Here is a 15,859-nt window from a genome sequence, read left to right on the forward strand (position 1 = left end):
GGGGTTGGTTTCAGCCCGCCTTGTTCACGCGCATATACCAATCCACCAGCCGGCGGACCTGACGCTTAGTATAGCCGCGTTCGACCATCCTTTGCACGAATTCGGTGTGCCTCTTCTCAGTCACGCTGTCCTGCTTCGAGCCGAAGCTGATCACCGGTAGCAGATCCTCGACCTGCCCGAACATCCGCTTCTCGATGACTTCCCGCAGCTTTTCATAGCTCGTCCAAGAGGGGTTGCGGCCGTGGTTCCTGGCGCGGGCGCGCAGGGTGAACTTCACGACCTCGTTGCGGAAGTCCTTGGGGTTGGCGATGCCGGCCGGCTTTTCGATCTGCGACAGTTCGTTGTCGAGGACCTCGCGGTTCAGAATCTGGCCGGTGTCGGGATCCTTGTAGTCCTGATCCTCGATCCAGGCGTCGGCATAGGCGATATAGCGGTCGAACAGGTTCTGGCCGTATTCGCTGTAGGATTCGAGGTAGGCTTTCTGGATCTCGTGGCCGATGAACTCGGCGTAGCGAGCGGCAAGCTCTGTCTTGATGAAATCGAGATAGGCGGTTTCTGTTTCCTTCGGGAATTGCTCGCGCTTGATCGCCGCTTCCAGAATGTACATCAGATGCACAGGATCGGCGGCCACTTCCTTGGTGTCGAAGTTGAAGGTCTGCGACAGGATCTTGAAGGCGAAGCGCGTGCTCACCCCGGTCATGCCTTCGTCGACACCCGCGGCATCGCGATATTCCTGAATGGATTTTGCCTTCGGGTCGCTCTCCTTCAGGTTTTCCCCGTTATAAACCCGCATCTTCGTATAGAGCGGCGAATTGTCGTGCTCGGCCAGGCGCGTCGACACGGTGAACCGGCTGAGCAGGTCGAGAACCTCCGGCGCGCACGGGGCTTCGGCCAGTTCGCTCTCGCGCAGCAGCTTCTCGTAGATCTGTCTTTCTTCGGTGACGCGCAGGCAATAGGGCACCTTGACGACCAGGATGCGGTCGAGGAATGCCTCGTTGTTCTTGTTGCTCTTGAATTGCAGCCATTCCGATTCGTTGGAGTGCGCAACGATGATGCCCTGGTAGGGGAAGGCGCCGAAATTCTCCGTGCCGTTGTAGTTGCCCTCCTGGGTGGCCGTCAGCAAAGGATGGAGAACCTTGATGGGCGCCTTGAACATCTCGACGAATTCGAGAAGTCCTTGCGTCGTCCGGTTCAACCCGCCGCTGTAGGAATAAGCATCGGGATCGGACTGGCTGAAATTTTCGAGCTGGCGGATGTCCACCTTGCCGACCAGCGACGAAACGTCCTGGTTGTTCTCGTCGCCTGGCTCGGTCTTGGCGATGCAGATCTGGCGCAGGCGCGAAGGCATCAGCTTGACCACGCTGAACTTGGAGATGTCGCCCGACAGTTCGTCCAGCCGCTTCGACGCCCAGGGGGAGATCAGGCCGTTGAGCCGCCGCCGGGCGATGCCATACTTGTCCTCGAGAAGGTCACCCATGCGGTCAGGATGGAAAAGGCCGAGCGGCGATTCGAAAACCGGGCTGATCCTGTCGCCAATTTTCAAAGTATAGATGGGCCGCTCTTCCATCAGCTTCTTGAGACGCTCGGCAAGGGAGGACTTGCCGCCGCCGACGGGCCCGAGCAGGTAGAGGATCTGCTTGCGTTCCTCGAGCCCTTGCGATGCATAGCGGAAATAGCCGGCGATGCGCTCGATCGTGTCTTCCATTCCGTAGAAGTCGGCGAAAGACGGATAAATCTTGATCGTCCTGTTGGCGAATATCCGGCCAAGCCGTTCGTCGCCGCTGGTATCGAAGAAAGTCGGCTCGCCGATCGCGGTCACCATGCGCTCGGCCGCAGAGGCGTACATCGATTTGTCCTCGCGGCAGGCTAGGAGATATTGCTGGAGGCTCATCTCCTCCTGTGCTGCGTTGGAGTAGATCTCCGAGAATAAGTCGAAGATGTCGCTTTTTTTCTCAATCATGGCAGCCTCGCAAGGGGGGCGGGTCGAGGGGTAGCCGCACCCAGCATTTCAACTGTCGGAAGGTCATTGTGGTTCCTTCACAGGCACGAGATTACGCTCATAAGAGCAGGCGGCAATACTGAAGACGATGGATGGTTATCACCTTCGGCCCTTTGCGCCCCTCCGAGGCTCAGGCTGGGAACGCCACCACTGGGCGTCATGTCGTGCTCCAACTGGCGATTTGCGCAGCCGGAGCTGTTCTCATCTCTGCGAGCCAAGGCATGACAGCGCCGCGGCCGCGAATTGCGCACGGGAAGGGCTGGGACGATCGCCGCCGGGGCACCTGGACGATTTTCGCTTCCATCCTCGAGAGAGCCAGCCCGTACCGTTCCATTTGATGGAACCGGGCCGATGGCGGTCCGGTTAAGCCGGCAGGAACAGTTGAAGCTGAGGAGGCCGGTATGAGGGCGCCCTTGGCACAAGACGAGTATCTGATCGCCTCCGACGTGGCGAATGGCTTAGCGGCAAGAGGATTCGAAGTTGCCTGCGCCGGCTCCGAACGGGCAGCAGGAAGCTGGTTGGACGACAACCGACCCGATGTGGCCATCATAGATATCCAACTGCTCGATGGACAACGCGGGATCGCTGCCAGCCGCCTCAAGGACCTTGGCGTGCCCTTCATCGTGCATTCAGGCTACGATCCTGCGTTCCAGGCCAGGTGTTCCGCGGCGCGCCATACTTTTCGAAGCCCGCGGCAATCGAGGATATCGTCGAGATGGCAAGCCGGATGGTCGAGGATCGCGGCGCCTCGTAGCCGCACGAAAGATCTGAGCAAGGGCGATCTCAGCCAGGGGCGGCGCTTTTGCGGAACCGCGCCACCGCGTCGATCAACACTTTGTGGTCGACCGGTTTCGAGAGCCTCGGCGCGTCCCGGAACTGATCGGGAAAGACAGTCACGCTGTCATAGCCGGTGAGGAAGAGAAACGGGACGCCGCAGGCGGAGAGATGCTCGGCGAGCGGGAAGCTGCGTTCGCCACGCAGATTGACGTCGAGGACCGCTCCATCGAGGGTGACGCCCTCGATCTTCTCGAACGCCTGTTTGTTAGTGGGCGCCGGACCGATCACGGCGCATCCTGCCGCGGCCAGCTGATCGGCGAGATCGCGCGCGAGCAGGAAAGTGTCCTCGACGACGAGGACCTTAAGGCCGGTCAGAAGCGCGTCCGTATTCATTCCTTGCCGGGCAGCGAAGGACCTGCATTCGTGGACAACGGTATTTCCAGATCGCATTCCAATCCGGAAGGTTCGAACCGCAGGTCCACCTTGCCACCCAATTCATACTCCAAACTTTGCTGGATGAAGCTTGTTCCGAAATTCCGCCGCGGCGGCTCCTTGACACGCGGTCCGCCGATTTCCTTCCAGCGGATCGACAACTTCCCGGGTTTATCGGCATTCCAGGTGACTTCGACGCGGCCGCTCTCGGTGGACAGCGCGCCGTATTTGGCGGCGTTGCTGGCCAGCTCGAAGAAGACCATGCCGAGCGTCGCAGCGGCGCTTGCGCTCAGATGCAACGGTTTGCCCTGGATTATTATGTTCTGCCGCTCCTTGCTGCCGTATGGGGTAAGTGTCCCCCTGAGCAACTGCTCGAGGTCGGCATCGCCCCAATTGTAAGACGACAGCACCTCGTGCGTTCGTGCCATGGCGTGCAACCGCTCCTGGAACGAGGTCGAGAAATCGCCGATCGAGGTCGAAGAGCGGATCATGCGCGACGTCAGCGCCGTGATCGTGGCCAGGATGTTCTTCACGCGATGCTGCAACTCGTGCAACAGCCTCTCCTGGCTGCGCTCCGCCTCCTTGTGGTTCGAGATGTCGACCAGCGCCGCGATCGCGCCGCGAACCCTGCCGGACTCATCGAACAGCGGGTTGGCCGACATCATCACGTCGAGGCTGCTGCCGTCCTGCCGCGCGATCCGCGCCTCATAGCTGGGGACAGCCTTGCCCGTCCGCATCGCCTTCTGCAAAGGCTGGTCGTCGGGTTTCAACGCGGAGCCGTTGATCATCAGCGGCAGTTCGGCCGGCACGGTCGTCAGTTTGCCGTCCGTGGCTCGCCGGCCGGCGAGTTCCACCGCATAGCGGTTGCCGCGGATCGCCTCGCCATCGCCGTCCTCGGCGATGAAGATGCCCACCGGCACCAGGTCCAGCAGCGTTTCCAGGCTGTCGAGGCGGTTGCGCAGGTCATGAGTGAGCGCGCCGATCTTTTCCTCCGCCCGCGCGATCTGGGTGACGTCGACGAAGGTGACGACGACGCCGGCGATGACGTTGTCGACCGTTCGGTACGGCAGCACGCGCATGATGTAGCGCCTGCCGCTCTCTGCGCCTTCGATCTGCCGCTCGATCGTGCCGAGGCGGCGCAGCACCTGCTCCATGTCGGTCTGAAGTCCGTCGGCGGGAAAGCGGGGTCGGACATGCGCGAGCGGCCGGCCGACATCGCTTTCGACCAGCCGGAACAGGTCGCGCGCCGTCGGCGTGAAGCTTTTGATGCAGAGGTCGCGATCGAGGAACACGGTCGCGATCTGCGTGCTTTCGAGCAGGTTCGCCATGTCGTTGTTGGCGCGGCTGAGCTCGTCGACGCGGATGTTGAGCTCGGCATTGACGGTCTGGAGCTCCTCGTTGATCGACTGCAGCTCTTCCTTGGAGGTTTCCAGTTCCTCGTTGGACGATTGCAACTCCTCGTTGATGGAGGACAACTCCTCGTTCGAGGACTTCAGCTCCTCGTTGGAGGATTCAAGCTCCTCCGTCGTGATCTGCAGCCGCTCCCGGGTTTCCCTCAGCTCCTTTTCGAGCTGGTTGACATTGGCGCTTTCGACATCGTCGGTGGTGTGGACGGGCTCGTCATCGGCCTCAGGCTTGATGCCGCCGACATCCCTGAAGACCAACATGTACAGAGGGTCCGCCGAGCCGTCGGAGGGCAGCGGCTGCACGGCCAGGCTGATCGTCTGGCGTCCGCCGTTGGTGCCGATGTTGATCTTGTTCTGGACCGCCACCTGCCCGGTGCTGACGGTCTTGTGAAGCGCTGCCCGCAAATCCATGCGCAGGCCGCGCCTCGCCATGGAAAAGACGTTGTGATCGGGTGCGCCGGCGGCAAGCTCGAGATATTTGCCCGTGCCGCCGGAGCTGTGCACCAACTCGCCGCCGGCATTGATCACCACGTAGGCCGGCGAGTAGCGCTCGACCAGCAGGCGTTCGGCAATTTCCTGCAAGGTTCCGGTCGTCGTCCGCTGGCGAGCATGCGGGGCGGCCTGCCTGGTCGCGGCCGCGAGCGGGAATTCCGGCAACCGCTGCGTGGCGACCCCGCCGCGCTTCTGGAAGATGCGGCTCGTCTTGTCGACGGTCGAGAACAGGCGCGCGTGACGGGTGACGTTCTCTGACGAGCCGAGGAAGAGATAGCCGTTGTTGCGCAACGCATAGTGGAAGATCGGGACGATCTTTTCCTGCAGTTCCGGGCCCATATAGATCAAGAGGTTCCGGCAGGCGATCAGGTCGAGCTTGGAAAAGGGCGGATCGCGCAACAGATTGTGCGCCGAGAACAGGCACACCTCCCGCAACTCGGCGGCGACGCGGTAGGTGCCGTCCTCGCGCGAGAAGAACTCCTTGAGGCGCTTCGGCGTGACATCGGTCGCAATCGTTGCCGGGTAGCGGCCGGCTCGGGCCACTTCCAGCGCCCGCTCATCGATATCGGTGGCGAATATCTGCAGGCTGGGCGAGGCGGCACCCCGGGGCGCGTTCTCCTTGAGCAGCATGGCAATCGAATAGGCTTCCTCGCCTGTCGCGCAGCCAGGCACCCATACCCGGATCGTCTCGTCCGGCTTGCGGTTCTCGAACAACTGGGGAATGACCATGCGTTCGAGCACGTCGAAGGCCTGCGGGTCGCGGAAGAAGCTGGTCACGCCGATGAGCAGGTCCTGGAACAAAAGATCGACCTGCTGCGGCTCGTCGCGCAGCCGCTCGTAGAAGACGGTGGGATCATCGATCTGCAGCACCTGCATGCGCCGCTGGATGCGCCTCAAGATGGTGTTGTCCTTGTAGCCGCTGAAGTCGTGGCCGGTGCGCACGCGAAGCAGTGCCGCGATGCGCGAAAGCTGTTCGGCCACGTCGCGCTTGCGGCGGTCGCGCTCGCTTTCGGTGCGCTTGGCGTGGCTGAAATAGCCGACCAGTTTCGCGGCCATTTCTTCCGCGGGAAGCACCATGTCGATCATGCCGCTCTGCACGGCGCTGCGCATCATGCCGTCATATTCTGCGCTTTCCTGCGCAAGCGTCAGCCCGCCGCGCTCCTTGATCGCCCTGAGCCCGATGGTGCCGTCGCTGCCCGTCCCGGACAGGATGACCCCGGCGGCATTCTCCGACTGCTCCTGAGCCAGCGAGGTGAAAAAATCGTCGATCGGCGTCCGTTTGGCCCGCGTCGCAGCCATCTTGGCCACGTGAAAACGGCGGTTCGCGATCGTGACAGAGGCGCCCGGCGGAATAACGTAGATATTGTCCGGCTCGATCGGGACACCCTCGGCCGCGGTCTGCGTTTCGATCGCGGTGCAGCGCTGGATGATGCTGGCAAGCACACTCTCGTGCTCGGCATCGAGATGCTGGATGACCACATAGGCAAAGCCGCTATCGGCCGGCACTTCCGGAAAGAATTTCTGCAGCGCGCCGATGCCGCCTGCCGACGCGCCAATGCCGATGATGGGGAAGACCGCGGGCTCTAGCGCCGGCTCGCGGGAACTAGTCCGTGGCTTCGTTGCCGTTGCCTTCCTCGCCGACTGCGCCATCGTCTGGTACCTGTACCCGCCTGCTTTCGAGGATGCGCTCGATCACGGCTGCATCCGCCTCATATTCCCTGGCCCGCTGGCCGAACTCTCTCGCGAGCGCGGATCGATCCCGTGTCCGCTCCCGCTCGGCCATGCGCCGGGCAAACGCGGCCCGCTGCTGATGTGCCCGCAGCAGACTCCACAAGATCTCGTCCGCCTCGATCGCCTGCGCCTCCATCACCGCGTCGGCCGTGAAGGCATGCCCGGTATGGCACCGATAGCGGAGCATGTCACCGTCTTCGATCTCCCACAGCGGTCCGTGGCATTCGGGACATGTAAACACCGACAGTTCGCCAAGTCGATCTTCATCTTTCATGGTCGAGTGCTCCTGTGCGGCGATTGCCGCTTCCAGCCTCACACCCGGCGGGGCGGCAAAGGTTTCGCCGGCTGGTTCGGACGCCAGTTGTCCCAGCAGACCGCCGAGCTCCGCCGCCGGCAGGCAGTGGTCGATCTCGGCATAGTGCAGCGCATTTTCCACCATGGCCGGCACGAGAGCGTCCTTCGGGTGCTGGACCACGGCGAGGCCGCCCACGGCCTTGATGGCCCTCAGACCAGCCGTGCCGTCGGAAAGCGCGCCCGAAAGCAGCACACCGACGACGCTTGCGCCGTGGCTGAGCGCTGCCGAACGAAACAGCGGGTCTATCGCCGGCCTGGCGAGGTTCTCGCGCGGCCCGCGCCGCAGCATCATGTGATCGCCATGGAGCAGCAGGTGAAAACCTGGTGGCGCCACGTAAATATTGCCGGTCTGGGCGGTCGCGCCATTCTTGGCCACCGAGGCCTTCAACGCTCCCGCCCGATCGAGGATTTCCGGCAGGTAGCTGACCTGGCCGATATGGACCACGACGAAAACCGCTGCCGGCAGATCCGGCGGCAAGTCGCTGACGATCCGCTTCAGCGGCTCGATCCCGCCGGCGGAGGCGCCGATGACGATGGTGTGATGCCCGCGAGAAGCGCGGCGAAGAGACCGCTCGGATCCAGCGGCCGGCTTGCGACGATGGTCGGAGGCAGGCTGCGGCCGCGGTCTGTTCATGTTTTCCTGCAACATCACGCCCAGTTCAGATTGAGGGCAGCTTTCCGTTAACGACGGGGGTCAGGGGATGTTCCGTGGTCAATTTCGATGGGGCGCGCGGAACATTGGAATTGGCTGCCAGTTTGGTGTCGCTGCAAGCGCCGCTGCTTGGCGCCTGCTGAGATCGGTGGGCAACACTGATCGGCCCGCGGCCTTGCACACCTCGGACGCGGGCTCCCAAGGTCGGTCACAGCCGGTCAGACGACGATGAACAGGAGCCAGTCATGAAGCACCAGACGCTCGACCAATTGCAAGCTGTCGCGGAGGTCAATCCGCTTGCGCCGGCGCTGCTCGAAACAAGAAACCAGCGGTTGGAGCGGTGGGCGCAGCTGCTCGACCAGAACCCGCTGCGGTGCCTTTCGGCGCTCACCGGTACCGAGCATCTCTATCCCTCAGTCCGACAGGAAGCGCGGGCACCGGGATCGCCGATCACCGTGGCGTTCGACGATCCGCTGCTGCGCGCCTCCGGTCTGGCTTCGGACACGTATGGCGAGGCGAGACGCTTCTTCGAGCTCTCCGATTGGGAATTGCATGAAGTCGTCTGCAGCTGCCACGCCGGCTCCACCATGCGCGCGAGCTGGGCTGCGGCGCGGGTTCGCAGGATCATGGGGGGCAATCGGCTCTTAGCCTGGCTGAGGAGTCGGTTCGTGCATTGAAAGACGCTCGCCTGACGACCTGCGGCGGTTCGGCTGCCCAGGCGTCAGTGCAGCAGGCTTGCTCCGCGCGCTCGCGCCAACCTGCGCATGATTGCGTTCAACCAGTCGGCGATGGTCGATCCCTCCGGCCGGCTGTCGATTTCGTCGAGGGCTTGTTGAAGCGTGTGCTCGACAAGCCGATCGGAGGCATTGACGTCGCCGAGCAAAAGACGCGCCGTAAGCCGTAATTTGGGCAGCAGCGAGAACACGTCGTCGTCTGGCCGGTCGGTCGCAGGCCGGGACTGGTCTGGGGGGAAAAGGGCATCCGCCACAGTGACGCCGCTGGAGGATTTGCTGAGGCTGCTTGCGAATCTCAGGTGTTCCGGCACAGCGATATCCTCGTAGCCGCTGAAGAAAACGAAAGGCACGTTTCGCCGCATCAATTCATCGGCAATCGGAAACACGCGCCGGCCCTGGAGATCGATGTCGAGTATGGCGGCTTCCGCCGCCTCGGTGTGTCGGGCGGCTTGCTCCACGGTCGCGACGGGGCCGAGTATGACGGCGCCCATGTCGGTGAAAAACTGGGCCAGATCGCTGGCGAGGAGCCACTCGTCCTCCACGATCAGTATGTGAAGCCCTCGCAGATCGCGCACGTTTCATGCTTCCTTGTTAGGGCCCGCCTTGCCGTCAGCACCGGCGTTCCCAGGCCGCTGGCGCAGGGCCTTGGCCAGGCGCCTGGCCAAGTCGAGCATGCGAGGCGGCACATCCTCGCTGAAAATCGGCTGCCGGGACCGTCGATCTTGCGGCACCGGTTTCGTTTCGGGCGGACGCTTGGACATAGCAATCACCAGGGAAGTCGTTCCTAGAACGCGGTGCGGATGGAGTCGTTCCGGCGCGCTATGCTTTTGCCGGTGGGCCAGGCCTTGCGGCGGAACCATTTGTCCGGCCGCTTCGAAACCGGGAAACACCTGCTGTTGCCGCTGGCCTATGCCGCAATGGCAGTGACCGGGACCCTGCCGGTCGACTTGCTGTCGTATCAGAGGCGTTCTTCAGGGGCTTGCGAGCCAACGCTGCCCGCCGCCGCAGACCAGGCTGCAGACCCGGTGAGGCCGCAAGTCGCTGATACTGGAAGGCGTGCTGCAGGCGCTGGCTGACATTTCGCCTCAGCCGTTCTGGTCGATGGCATGGGGCGCCGGCTGCTGAGCCCCGCCGCCTGGGCCTTCCGGTTCCCGCTCCACCCAGGTCCAGACAACGATCAGCACGATGATCAGGATGGCAATCAAAGCAATGATACGTGGCACTCGAAGTCTCTCCATTGACGCCCAGGCCAGACGATTCTGCCTGGCTGCGCAGGGCTCAACCTCCCGGTCGGTTGGTGTTTGGATCGGAGCCTGCGCCCACTGTCGGGTCGGGCGCTACCGGCCCGCGTTCGGCCTCGGAGCCCTCCGCCTCGATTTCCTGCACCGCTTGATCCCAATGTTCCTGCTGCCGCCCTTCCGGCCGGCCCTCCCGCTCCCAGATCTCATGAGCGCGGCGTCTGATGCGTTCTTCCCGGTCCATGCTTACCTCCGGGGCGCCGGATCTGGCGCGCGCAGCCTAATCGGATGCGAGGTGGTTTGTTCCATGGCCGCGAAAGCCGGAGGTAACCAGGCCGCACCCTATGGGAACGCTCCCCCCGCAGCCGTGTTATCCAACAGGCCAACCGGAGATCAGCCATGAACGAGCGTGAGAACCGCCGCGAGACCGGCGCCAGGAAATACCCGGCCAATACCGATCCAGATCCGTCCGATCAATTTTCGCAAGCCGCGGCCAACAACGAAAAGCCGCACGATGCTATCGGTCTCACACGCAAGCGTGGCGAGGTGGAAGACAAGACCCACCAATCCGATGGCCAGAACCCTCCAGGCTCTGCAACGCCCCGCGCGGCGACGCAAAAGAGCTTTGGGGCCGGCCGCTCGAGTGGGCAACACTCCAAGGACGCGAAAGCCTCAAAGAGTGGACGCCAACCCGGCGATTACGCGAAGGACTGAACCAAAGAGCGGCGTGCGGACATTGCTGGCTGGGCCTTTCTGAGCGACACGTGTGGAAAGCCCGCCTGGCAGGCGGGCTTTGCTCAATGGCGCAAGGGGGGAATTGTGCGTCGCTGCTACTTGTTGCAGTTCTGCATATCCGAGGTCGTGTTGCCGGTCGCGGTGTTGTTGTCGACGTCGTTGCCCGCCGCGTCCTTGCAGCGATCGTTCATGCCATTGGATCCGGTCGAGTTTGTGCTGTTGGTGGTGTTCGGATCAGTCGTGACGGCACCGCCGTTGGTGCCTGTCACCGTGCCGGTGCCGGTGCCGTTGTTGTCGGTTCCGGTGCCGGAGCCGCTGGTTTGCGCCATGGCCGACGTGGCCAAACCAACAGCAAGAATAGATGCCGATACAAGTTTGATCATGGGAAATCTCCTCATTTATCGCCTGATTGCGATATGAGAACAACACCGGTCTATTGCCCCTGTTCCGCAGGATAGAATTCGTGATCAAGGCATGGACGAAGTCTTTATCTCGCCTGCATTGAGACTTTGTTCATCGCTTGATGAATTGTTCTATGTTCATCAAGTAGGTGACCGATGCAGGTTGGATGTGCTCAAACTTAAGCGCTACACTCACGGTCCTTCGGCTTCATTTGTTCGTTCGCAATTTCTGCCGCGGATCGATCCCGCCGGCGGCGGTGGTGTCGTTCTCGACATCGCCTTCGATCGTATTCTCGCCCCGCTCCAACTCGTCACCTTCCTTGAAAGTGCCTTTGGACGTGCCGATGCCAGGATCGCTGCCGATGTCGGCATCGCTGGGCTTTCTCGATTTCGTGTGTCGGTTTCCGCTCATAGCCTTTCCTCACTGCTTTGGTCTCCCAACAGCGAGACGCGCCCGATGTTCCAGCCACGGAAAAAGTCGATCAGCGGCTGTCCGGCTTGCGGCCCTAGAGTCCGAACGGGTAGGTTTCCGGCAGCCCGCTCGCCGCGTGCTCTGGCCCGAGAGGCGTCACTGCGCGGGTCTCGTCGAACCAGACGAACGCGTCGAATTGGCGGGCCAGCGAGGCGTCGGCATAGTGGCTGTGCAATTCGCTTTCCGGCCGATAGATCACGCCGATGAATCGCTCGAGCCGACGCTCGGTCAGTCGATCGAAAAGGCTCACGTCGCGTCCGAGATCGAGCAGGAAACGCGGGACGGCGGCGTCGTGGCAAAGCCGCTCGTAGCTGTCGTCCCGGGACGGGCGTACCGACATCACATCCATGTCGCCATCCCAATCCTTCGCGGCGGCGACAGTCCCGGTATGCGTCCCGAAGCCGATCAGCGCGGCGGCGCTGCCGAAGCGTTCGCGGCAAAGCTGGCCGATGTTCACTTCGTCGCGCGAAATGCCCATTTCGGTGTAGCGCGCATCGCCAATGTGGGAATTGTGCGCCCATACCACGGCTTTCGCCTCCGGCCCATGCGCTTCCAGGATGTGTTCCAGGGTCTCGAACATATGCGTGTCGCGCAGATTCCAGGATTGCGAACCGCCATAATACATGGCGCGATAGTAACGCTCGGCGGAAGCGACGAGCCGCGCGTTCTGTGCGGCGTCGAACAGCTCGGCGCCATCCATGCCGGCATCGTCGAGTTGTCTCGCCAGCATATCCCGGCATTGCTGCAGCACCGCCTCTTCGCATTGACGGTAGCCTCTGGTGAGCGCTGCGCGGCCATAGGTCGAAGGTTCCGTCTGCCACGGGGTCAAGCAGCCATAACGCTCCCGCGCGATCCTTGCCGCCTCGGGGTCGACGCGATCGAGATAGTCGAGGACGGCGGCGATGGAGCCGCTCATGTTGTAGATGTCAAGCCCGTAGAAACCTGCCTGGCGCGTCGGGGTCCCGACCGTTTCGTTGTGCCCGCGCAGCCAGGCCACGAAGGCCGCGACGTCGGTGTTGCGCCACATCCAAGTCGGGAACCGCTGGAAGGGCCGGCCGGCGGTTGGCGAAGGCGGCCGGTGGCGCACATAGCGGTCGACCGCCGCTGCGTCCGGCCAATCGGCCTCGGCGGCCACGATGGTGAAGCCGTGCTTCTCGATCAGCCTGCTGGTGATCGCCGCGCGAGCCCGGTAGAATTCCGAGGTGCCGTGGCTGGCTTCACCGAGCAGGACGATCCTGCGTTCGGCGAAGCGGTCGAACGGCTCCGCAAAGGCAGGATCGTCGAAGTCCGGCAGCGGTTCGGCCGCCGCGGCGATCATCTCGGGCAGGCTGCGGGTTCGCGGATGCGGGGCAACCCGGCTGGCGCCTTTTACGCGGTCCTCCCGCCAGCCTTGCTCGCCGATCAGAGGAACAAAGCGTACCGCGCCGAAATCCTCCTCGCTGTAGGTGGAGGCGCCTGTGCGGGTGACCTTGAGCAGGCGCTGCTCGTAGGGGTCGTCGCCGACGGGGATGACCAGCCTGCCGCCGACGTCGAGCTGCTGCTGCAGCGCCAGCGGCGCCCCCGGCCCGCTGGCGGCAACGATGATGGCATCGAAAGGGGCAGCCTCGGGCCAGCCCTTGGTGCCATCGCCGGTCCGCACTTCGATGTTGCGGTAGCCAAGTTTCTGGAAGCGCTGCGTGGCGGATTCGGCAAGACCGGCGTGGCGTTCGATCGTGTAGACGTGGTCGACAATCCGGCTCATCACGGCGGCCGCGTAGCCGGATCCTGTGCCGACTTCGAGAACCTGATCGCCGGGACCGACTGCTGCCATCTCCAGCATGAAGGCGACGATGTAAGGTTGTGATATCGTTTGCCCGTTGGCGATCGGCAACGGGCCATCCTCGTAGGCGAATTCCTCGAAACCTGGGTCGACGAAGGCCTCGCGTGGAACCTCCCGCATTGCCTGCAGGATCTCGCGGTCGTGAATGCCACGACGGCTGAGATGGATATCGACCATTCGACGGCGTTCGCGGGTGAGATCGAGCATGTGGGTCTCCTCGGCCGCGCGGTAGGGCGAAAATCCGCCGGCGCGCTGTATTCGCTGGCCTGCATCATCGCCTTGGATACTTGCTGAACCAGCAGACGCGCGGTTGGTTCCTTGCCGCAGTTTTTCCCGGAACTTTCCGACCGCAGTTCAGTTCGGTAGCAGATCGCTTTTCCCTCCAGCGATCCGGGGTCCCATCCGAGCCCCGCCGTGGGCCCGTTGCCAATCATGGCGACGGGCCCTTGTCACCCATGCTGTCCCAGCACTGTTCGTGTGTGATTTGGATCGAGCCGGTCTTCGAGAAAGCCGACGCATACGGGAACGATCGAGCCTGGGTGCGGGTTCTTCTTGGCGTATCAACGGGCCATGGAGACCACGATGAGCGAGGCTATGAAGACCACAAATCACGAGGTGATCCGGGCGTGGATCGAAGCGCGCGGAGGCAGGCCCGCCGTTCTCAGCACATCAGGAAAAGGCGCGATCCTGCGGGTCGATTTCGGCGAAGCGGAAGAGGCTCTGCAGCCGATAGAATGGGACGACTTCTTCCGGATACTCGACGACAACAACCTTGCCTTCCTGCATCAGGACATGACTGCAGACGGCGCCACCAGCCGTTTCAACGAATTTGTCGAGCGCGAATGACGAGACCGTCAGTGAACCGCGCGCTGAAACGGATTCAAGCTGCCTTCTTAAGTCCTTGTCTGCACATCTCCTTTCAGCGTTGCACGGTTTCAGCGCCCTACGTTTGGCGTCACCGCGAACGGGTTCGTCCAGGACCCGCTTACTGGGCACCCGGCATCTTGCTGGCATCCTGGGGGTTCTTCTTCACGCCGGCCGCCGGAGACGTATCCTGCGGCGCATTCCCGCCCTGGTTCTGTTCCGGCGCCCGCTTCACGGGCGCCGTGGGCCAGCTCGTGCCGACATACACGAAGGCCCAGTAACAGATCAGCACAACCGCCGCAGTCAGTATCAGCGGCAACAGCACTCGTCTCATGCCGGGTTCCTTCCTGGCTCGTCGAGGGAGCCGGCCGACCATGTCAGCCGGCAACGAAGGTCATGCACGGCGCCGACGCGCTGCCTCGCGCTCGATTTCTTCGGCGGAATAGGTGCCGGCCGCAGGATCGAAGACGGCCCATCCGCCTGCTTCGTACTCGCCGCGACGTTCGGCGACGTCCACCGCATTGGGACTGTGAAGTATCTCCTGGGCTTTGGAAGCAAGCTCCTCGTCGACGCGCGCAGTCACCAGCGCGCCGCCACGGCGGACACCCTCGGCATAGACATGGGCATCGTCCTCGCGCACGCCGGCGTCGGTCAGGCCGCCGATGATGCCGCCGGCTGCTCCGCCAACGACCGCGCCGGCGACCGCACCGGCGGCGGTCGCCGCCAGCCAGCCAGCCGCAACCACCGGGCCGAGCCCGGGGATAGCCATGGCGCCGAGACCGGTCATCAAGCCACCGGCGCCGCCGACGACGGCGCCGATGCCGGCGCCGCCGGCCGCGTCTTCGGCGGCCGAGGAGGGTGCATCCTTGTACCAGCCGGCGGAGTTGTTCGCGACGATGCTGATGTTGGACGCCGGCACGCCCATGGACTCCAATTCGCCTACGGCGTCGGAGGCATCGTCATAGTCGTCGAATAGCGCGGTGATCGTTTGCATCTGGTTGACTCCCTTCGTGGTCTACTGCTGGCCGGCAAAGACGTTGCCTTGATAGTCGAGCGCAACGGCGATGCTCTTGCCGTCCTTCCTGGCCTGACCGCGCCAGACGCCCTGGTCATCCTTGGCGAGCGCAGAGACATCGCTGTAGCCGGCGTCCTGGATGCGGTTCCTGGCCTGGGTCTCGGTGAAGCTGTTGGCCCCGGGGACCGGGGCGGCGGGTTTCGGTGTCGACGCTGACTTGACGGCCGGCATGCCTGCGGCGGCGGCGATCCTCTCGATCATGTCCTGGTGCATCCTGAGCGTCGGCAGGGTTTCGGCGGCGAAGGCCTTCAGGCTCGAATTGTCACCGTCCCTGGCATAGAATTCGAAGAGACTGACCGCGTCGGCGTGGGCCTTGCGCTGCATCGCGACATAGGGCTGGTCCACGCCCTCGTTGCTGTTCCGCAGCTTTTCCAAGTCGCTCTTGTGCGCCGCGTCGGGCTCGGCCGGCACCTTCAGCTTCTGCTCGCCGGCGATCCTTTGCAGCTTCTCGTTTGCCGCCCCGTGGTCGGCGATCATCTTCTTGGCGAAATCCTTGACCTGCTGGTCCTTCGCCTTGTCTTGCGCGATCTTGCTCGAATCCACTTCGAACATGCCGCCGTTAGCGGCCTTGTCGACGAAGCTCTGCGCGTCATCGGCCGCGAAAGCGGGAAAGGCAAACGCCACCGCAACGATCGCCAACGGGGCGAGGATTCTAGGCGTGGTCATGGTCCCAAGCTC

General features: G+C 63.2%; 16 protein-coding genes. 3 read left to right on the plus strand and 13 right to left on the minus strand.

Going from position 1 to position 15,859, the window contains the following annotated elements; all coding sequences use genetic code 11:
* Positions 1–10: 10 nt before the first annotated feature.
* The 4 genes from EJ074_RS25355 to EJ074_RS25370 form a co-directional block, all read right to left on the minus strand.
* Positions 11–1,960 carry a PrkA family serine protein kinase gene (locus EJ074_RS25355; RefSeq protein WP_095808589.1) on the minus strand — a complete coding sequence of 650 codons (1,950 nt, stop codon included), beginning with the start codon at positions 1,958–1,960 and terminating at the stop codon, positions 11–13.
* A gap of 822 nt (positions 1,961–2,782) precedes the next feature.
* Positions 2,783–3,169, minus strand: a complete 387-nt coding sequence (locus EJ074_RS25360; protein WP_095808590.1) for a response regulator — start codon at positions 3,167–3,169, stop codon at positions 2,783–2,785.
* Positions 3,166–6,756: a CheR family methyltransferase gene (locus EJ074_RS25365; RefSeq protein WP_095808591.1), complete on the minus strand. Its 3,591-nt coding sequence runs from the start codon at positions 6,754–6,756 to the stop codon at positions 3,166–3,168. Before EJ074_RS25365 ends, EJ074_RS25360 begins: the two co-directional genes overlap by 4 nt.
* Entirely contained in the window at positions 6,710–7,825 is a 1,116-nt protein-coding gene (locus EJ074_RS25370; RefSeq protein ID WP_095808667.1) for a chemotaxis protein CheB, read from the minus strand. Before EJ074_RS25370 ends, EJ074_RS25365 begins: the two co-directional genes overlap by 47 nt.
* Before the next feature lie 263 nt (positions 7,826–8,088).
* Between EJ074_RS25370 and EJ074_RS25375 the strand changes: the two genes are divergently transcribed.
* Complete coding sequence (locus EJ074_RS25375) at positions 8,089–8,520, plus strand: hypothetical protein (RefSeq protein ID WP_095808592.1); 432 nt, start codon at positions 8,089–8,091, stop codon at positions 8,518–8,520.
* 44 nt (positions 8,521–8,564) lie between these two features.
* Here EJ074_RS25375 and EJ074_RS25380 read toward each other — a convergent pair whose 3' ends face one another.
* The 3 genes from EJ074_RS25380 to EJ074_RS25385 form a co-directional block, all read right to left on the minus strand.
* Positions 8,565–9,119 (minus strand): response regulator, encoded by a 555-nt coding sequence (locus tag EJ074_RS25380; RefSeq protein ID WP_245420589.1) that lies wholly within the window; start codon positions 9,117–9,119, stop codon positions 8,565–8,567.
* A gap of 543 nt (positions 9,120–9,662) precedes the next feature.
* On the minus strand, positions 9,663–9,800 hold the full coding sequence (locus tag EJ074_RS29840; protein WP_165350011.1) for a hypothetical protein: 138 nt from the start codon (positions 9,798–9,800) through the stop codon (positions 9,663–9,665).
* 55 nt (positions 9,801–9,855) lie between these two features.
* Positions 9,856–10,059, minus strand: a complete 204-nt coding sequence (locus EJ074_RS25385) for a DUF2934 domain-containing protein (RefSeq protein WP_095808596.1) — start codon at positions 10,057–10,059, stop codon at positions 9,856–9,858.
* A gap of 155 nt (positions 10,060–10,214) precedes the next feature.
* Here EJ074_RS25385 and EJ074_RS25390 point away from each other — a divergent pair, with 155 nt between their 5' ends.
* Complete coding sequence (locus tag EJ074_RS25390) at positions 10,215–10,529, plus strand: hypothetical protein (protein ID WP_095808597.1); 315 nt, start codon at positions 10,215–10,217, stop codon at positions 10,527–10,529.
* A gap of 116 nt (positions 10,530–10,645) precedes the next feature.
* Here the strand turns inward: EJ074_RS25390 and EJ074_RS25395 are convergent, their stop codons facing one another.
* From EJ074_RS25395 to EJ074_RS25405, 3 genes are all read right to left on the minus strand, one after another.
* Positions 10,646–10,933 (minus strand): hypothetical protein, encoded by a 288-nt coding sequence (locus EJ074_RS25395; protein ID WP_095808598.1) that lies wholly within the window; start codon positions 10,931–10,933, stop codon positions 10,646–10,648.
* 226 nt (positions 10,934–11,159) lie between these two features.
* Positions 11,160–11,363, minus strand: a complete 204-nt coding sequence (locus EJ074_RS25400) for a hypothetical protein (protein ID WP_095808599.1) — start codon at positions 11,361–11,363, stop codon at positions 11,160–11,162.
* 94 nt (positions 11,364–11,457) lie between these two features.
* Positions 11,458–13,449, minus strand: a complete 1,992-nt coding sequence (locus tag EJ074_RS25405; protein WP_095808600.1) for a protein-L-isoaspartate(D-aspartate) O-methyltransferase — start codon at positions 13,447–13,449, stop codon at positions 11,458–11,460.
* A gap of 375 nt (positions 13,450–13,824) precedes the next feature.
* Between EJ074_RS25405 and EJ074_RS25410 the strand changes: the two genes are divergently transcribed.
* Positions 13,825–14,088, plus strand: a complete 264-nt coding sequence (locus EJ074_RS25410) for a hypothetical protein (RefSeq protein ID WP_095808668.1) — start codon at positions 13,825–13,827, stop codon at positions 14,086–14,088.
* A 139-nt stretch (positions 14,089–14,227) separates the two neighbouring features.
* Here the strand turns inward: EJ074_RS25410 and EJ074_RS25415 are convergent, their stop codons facing one another.
* From EJ074_RS25415 to EJ074_RS25425, 3 genes are read right to left on the minus strand one after another with little or no spacing between them, the layout of a single operon-like run.
* Entirely contained in the window at positions 14,228–14,440 is a 213-nt protein-coding gene (locus EJ074_RS25415) for a hypothetical protein (protein ID WP_245420591.1), read from the minus strand.
* Positions 14,441–14,500: 60 nt separating this feature from the next.
* Entirely contained in the window at positions 14,501–15,100 is a 600-nt protein-coding gene (locus tag EJ074_RS25420) for a hypothetical protein (RefSeq protein WP_095808602.1), read from the minus strand.
* A gap of 21 nt (positions 15,101–15,121) precedes the next feature.
* Positions 15,122–15,847 (minus strand): DUF4142 domain-containing protein, encoded by a 726-nt coding sequence (locus EJ074_RS25425; RefSeq protein WP_095808603.1) that lies wholly within the window; start codon positions 15,845–15,847, stop codon positions 15,122–15,124.
* Positions 15,848–15,859 lie beyond the last annotated feature (12 nt).

The sequence above is a fragment of the Mesorhizobium sp. M3A.F.Ca.ET.080.04.2.1 genome (assembly GCF_003952525.1).
GTDB lineage: Bacteria > Pseudomonadota > Alphaproteobacteria > Rhizobiales > Rhizobiaceae > Mesorhizobium.

Bases quoted from the DNA above. Each gene is read 5' to 3' on its own strand.
- EJ074_RS25410 (WP_095808668.1), top strand. From the start codon at position 13,825: ATGAGCGAGGCTATGAAGACCACAAATCACGAGGTGATCCGGGCGTGG.
- EJ074_RS25390 (WP_095808597.1), top strand. From the start codon at position 10,215: ATGAACGAGCGTGAGAACCGCCGCGAGACCGGCGCCAGGAAATACCCG.
- EJ074_RS25385 (WP_095808596.1), bottom strand. From the start codon at position 10,059: ATGGACCGGGAAGAACGCATCAGACGCCGCGCTCATGAGATCTGGGAG.
- EJ074_RS25405 (WP_095808600.1), bottom strand. From the start codon at position 13,449: ATGCTCGATCTCACCCGCGAACGCCGTCGAATGGTCGATATCCATCTC.
- EJ074_RS25395 (WP_095808598.1), bottom strand. From the start codon at position 10,933: ATGATCAAACTTGTATCGGCATCTATTCTTGCTGTTGGTTTGGCCACG.
- EJ074_RS25365 (WP_095808591.1), bottom strand. From the start codon at position 6,756: ATGGCGCAGTCGGCGAGGAAGGCAACGGCAACGAAGCCACGGACTAGT.
- EJ074_RS25360 (WP_095808590.1), bottom strand. From the start codon at position 3,169: ATGAATACGGACGCGCTTCTGACCGGCCTTAAGGTCCTCGTCGTCGAG.
- EJ074_RS25415 (WP_245420591.1), bottom strand. From the start codon at position 14,440: ATGAGACGAGTGCTGTTGCCGCTGATACTGACTGCGGCGGTTGTGCTG.
- EJ074_RS25370 (WP_095808667.1), bottom strand. From the start codon at position 7,825: ATGAACAGACCGCGGCCGCAGCCTGCCTCCGACCATCGTCGCAAGCCG.
- EJ074_RS25355 (WP_095808589.1), bottom strand. From the start codon at position 1,960: ATGATTGAGAAAAAAAGCGACATCTTCGACTTATTCTCGGAGATCTAC.
- EJ074_RS25425 (WP_095808603.1), bottom strand. From the start codon at position 15,847: ATGACCACGCCTAGAATCCTCGCCCCGTTGGCGATCGTTGCGGTGGCG.
- EJ074_RS25375 (WP_095808592.1), top strand. From the start codon at position 8,089: ATGAAGCACCAGACGCTCGACCAATTGCAAGCTGTCGCGGAGGTCAAT.
- EJ074_RS25400 (WP_095808599.1), bottom strand. From the start codon at position 11,363: ATGAGCGGAAACCGACACACGAAATCGAGAAAGCCCAGCGATGCCGAC.
- EJ074_RS25420 (WP_095808602.1), bottom strand. From the start codon at position 15,100: ATGCAAACGATCACCGCGCTATTCGACGACTATGACGATGCCTCCGAC.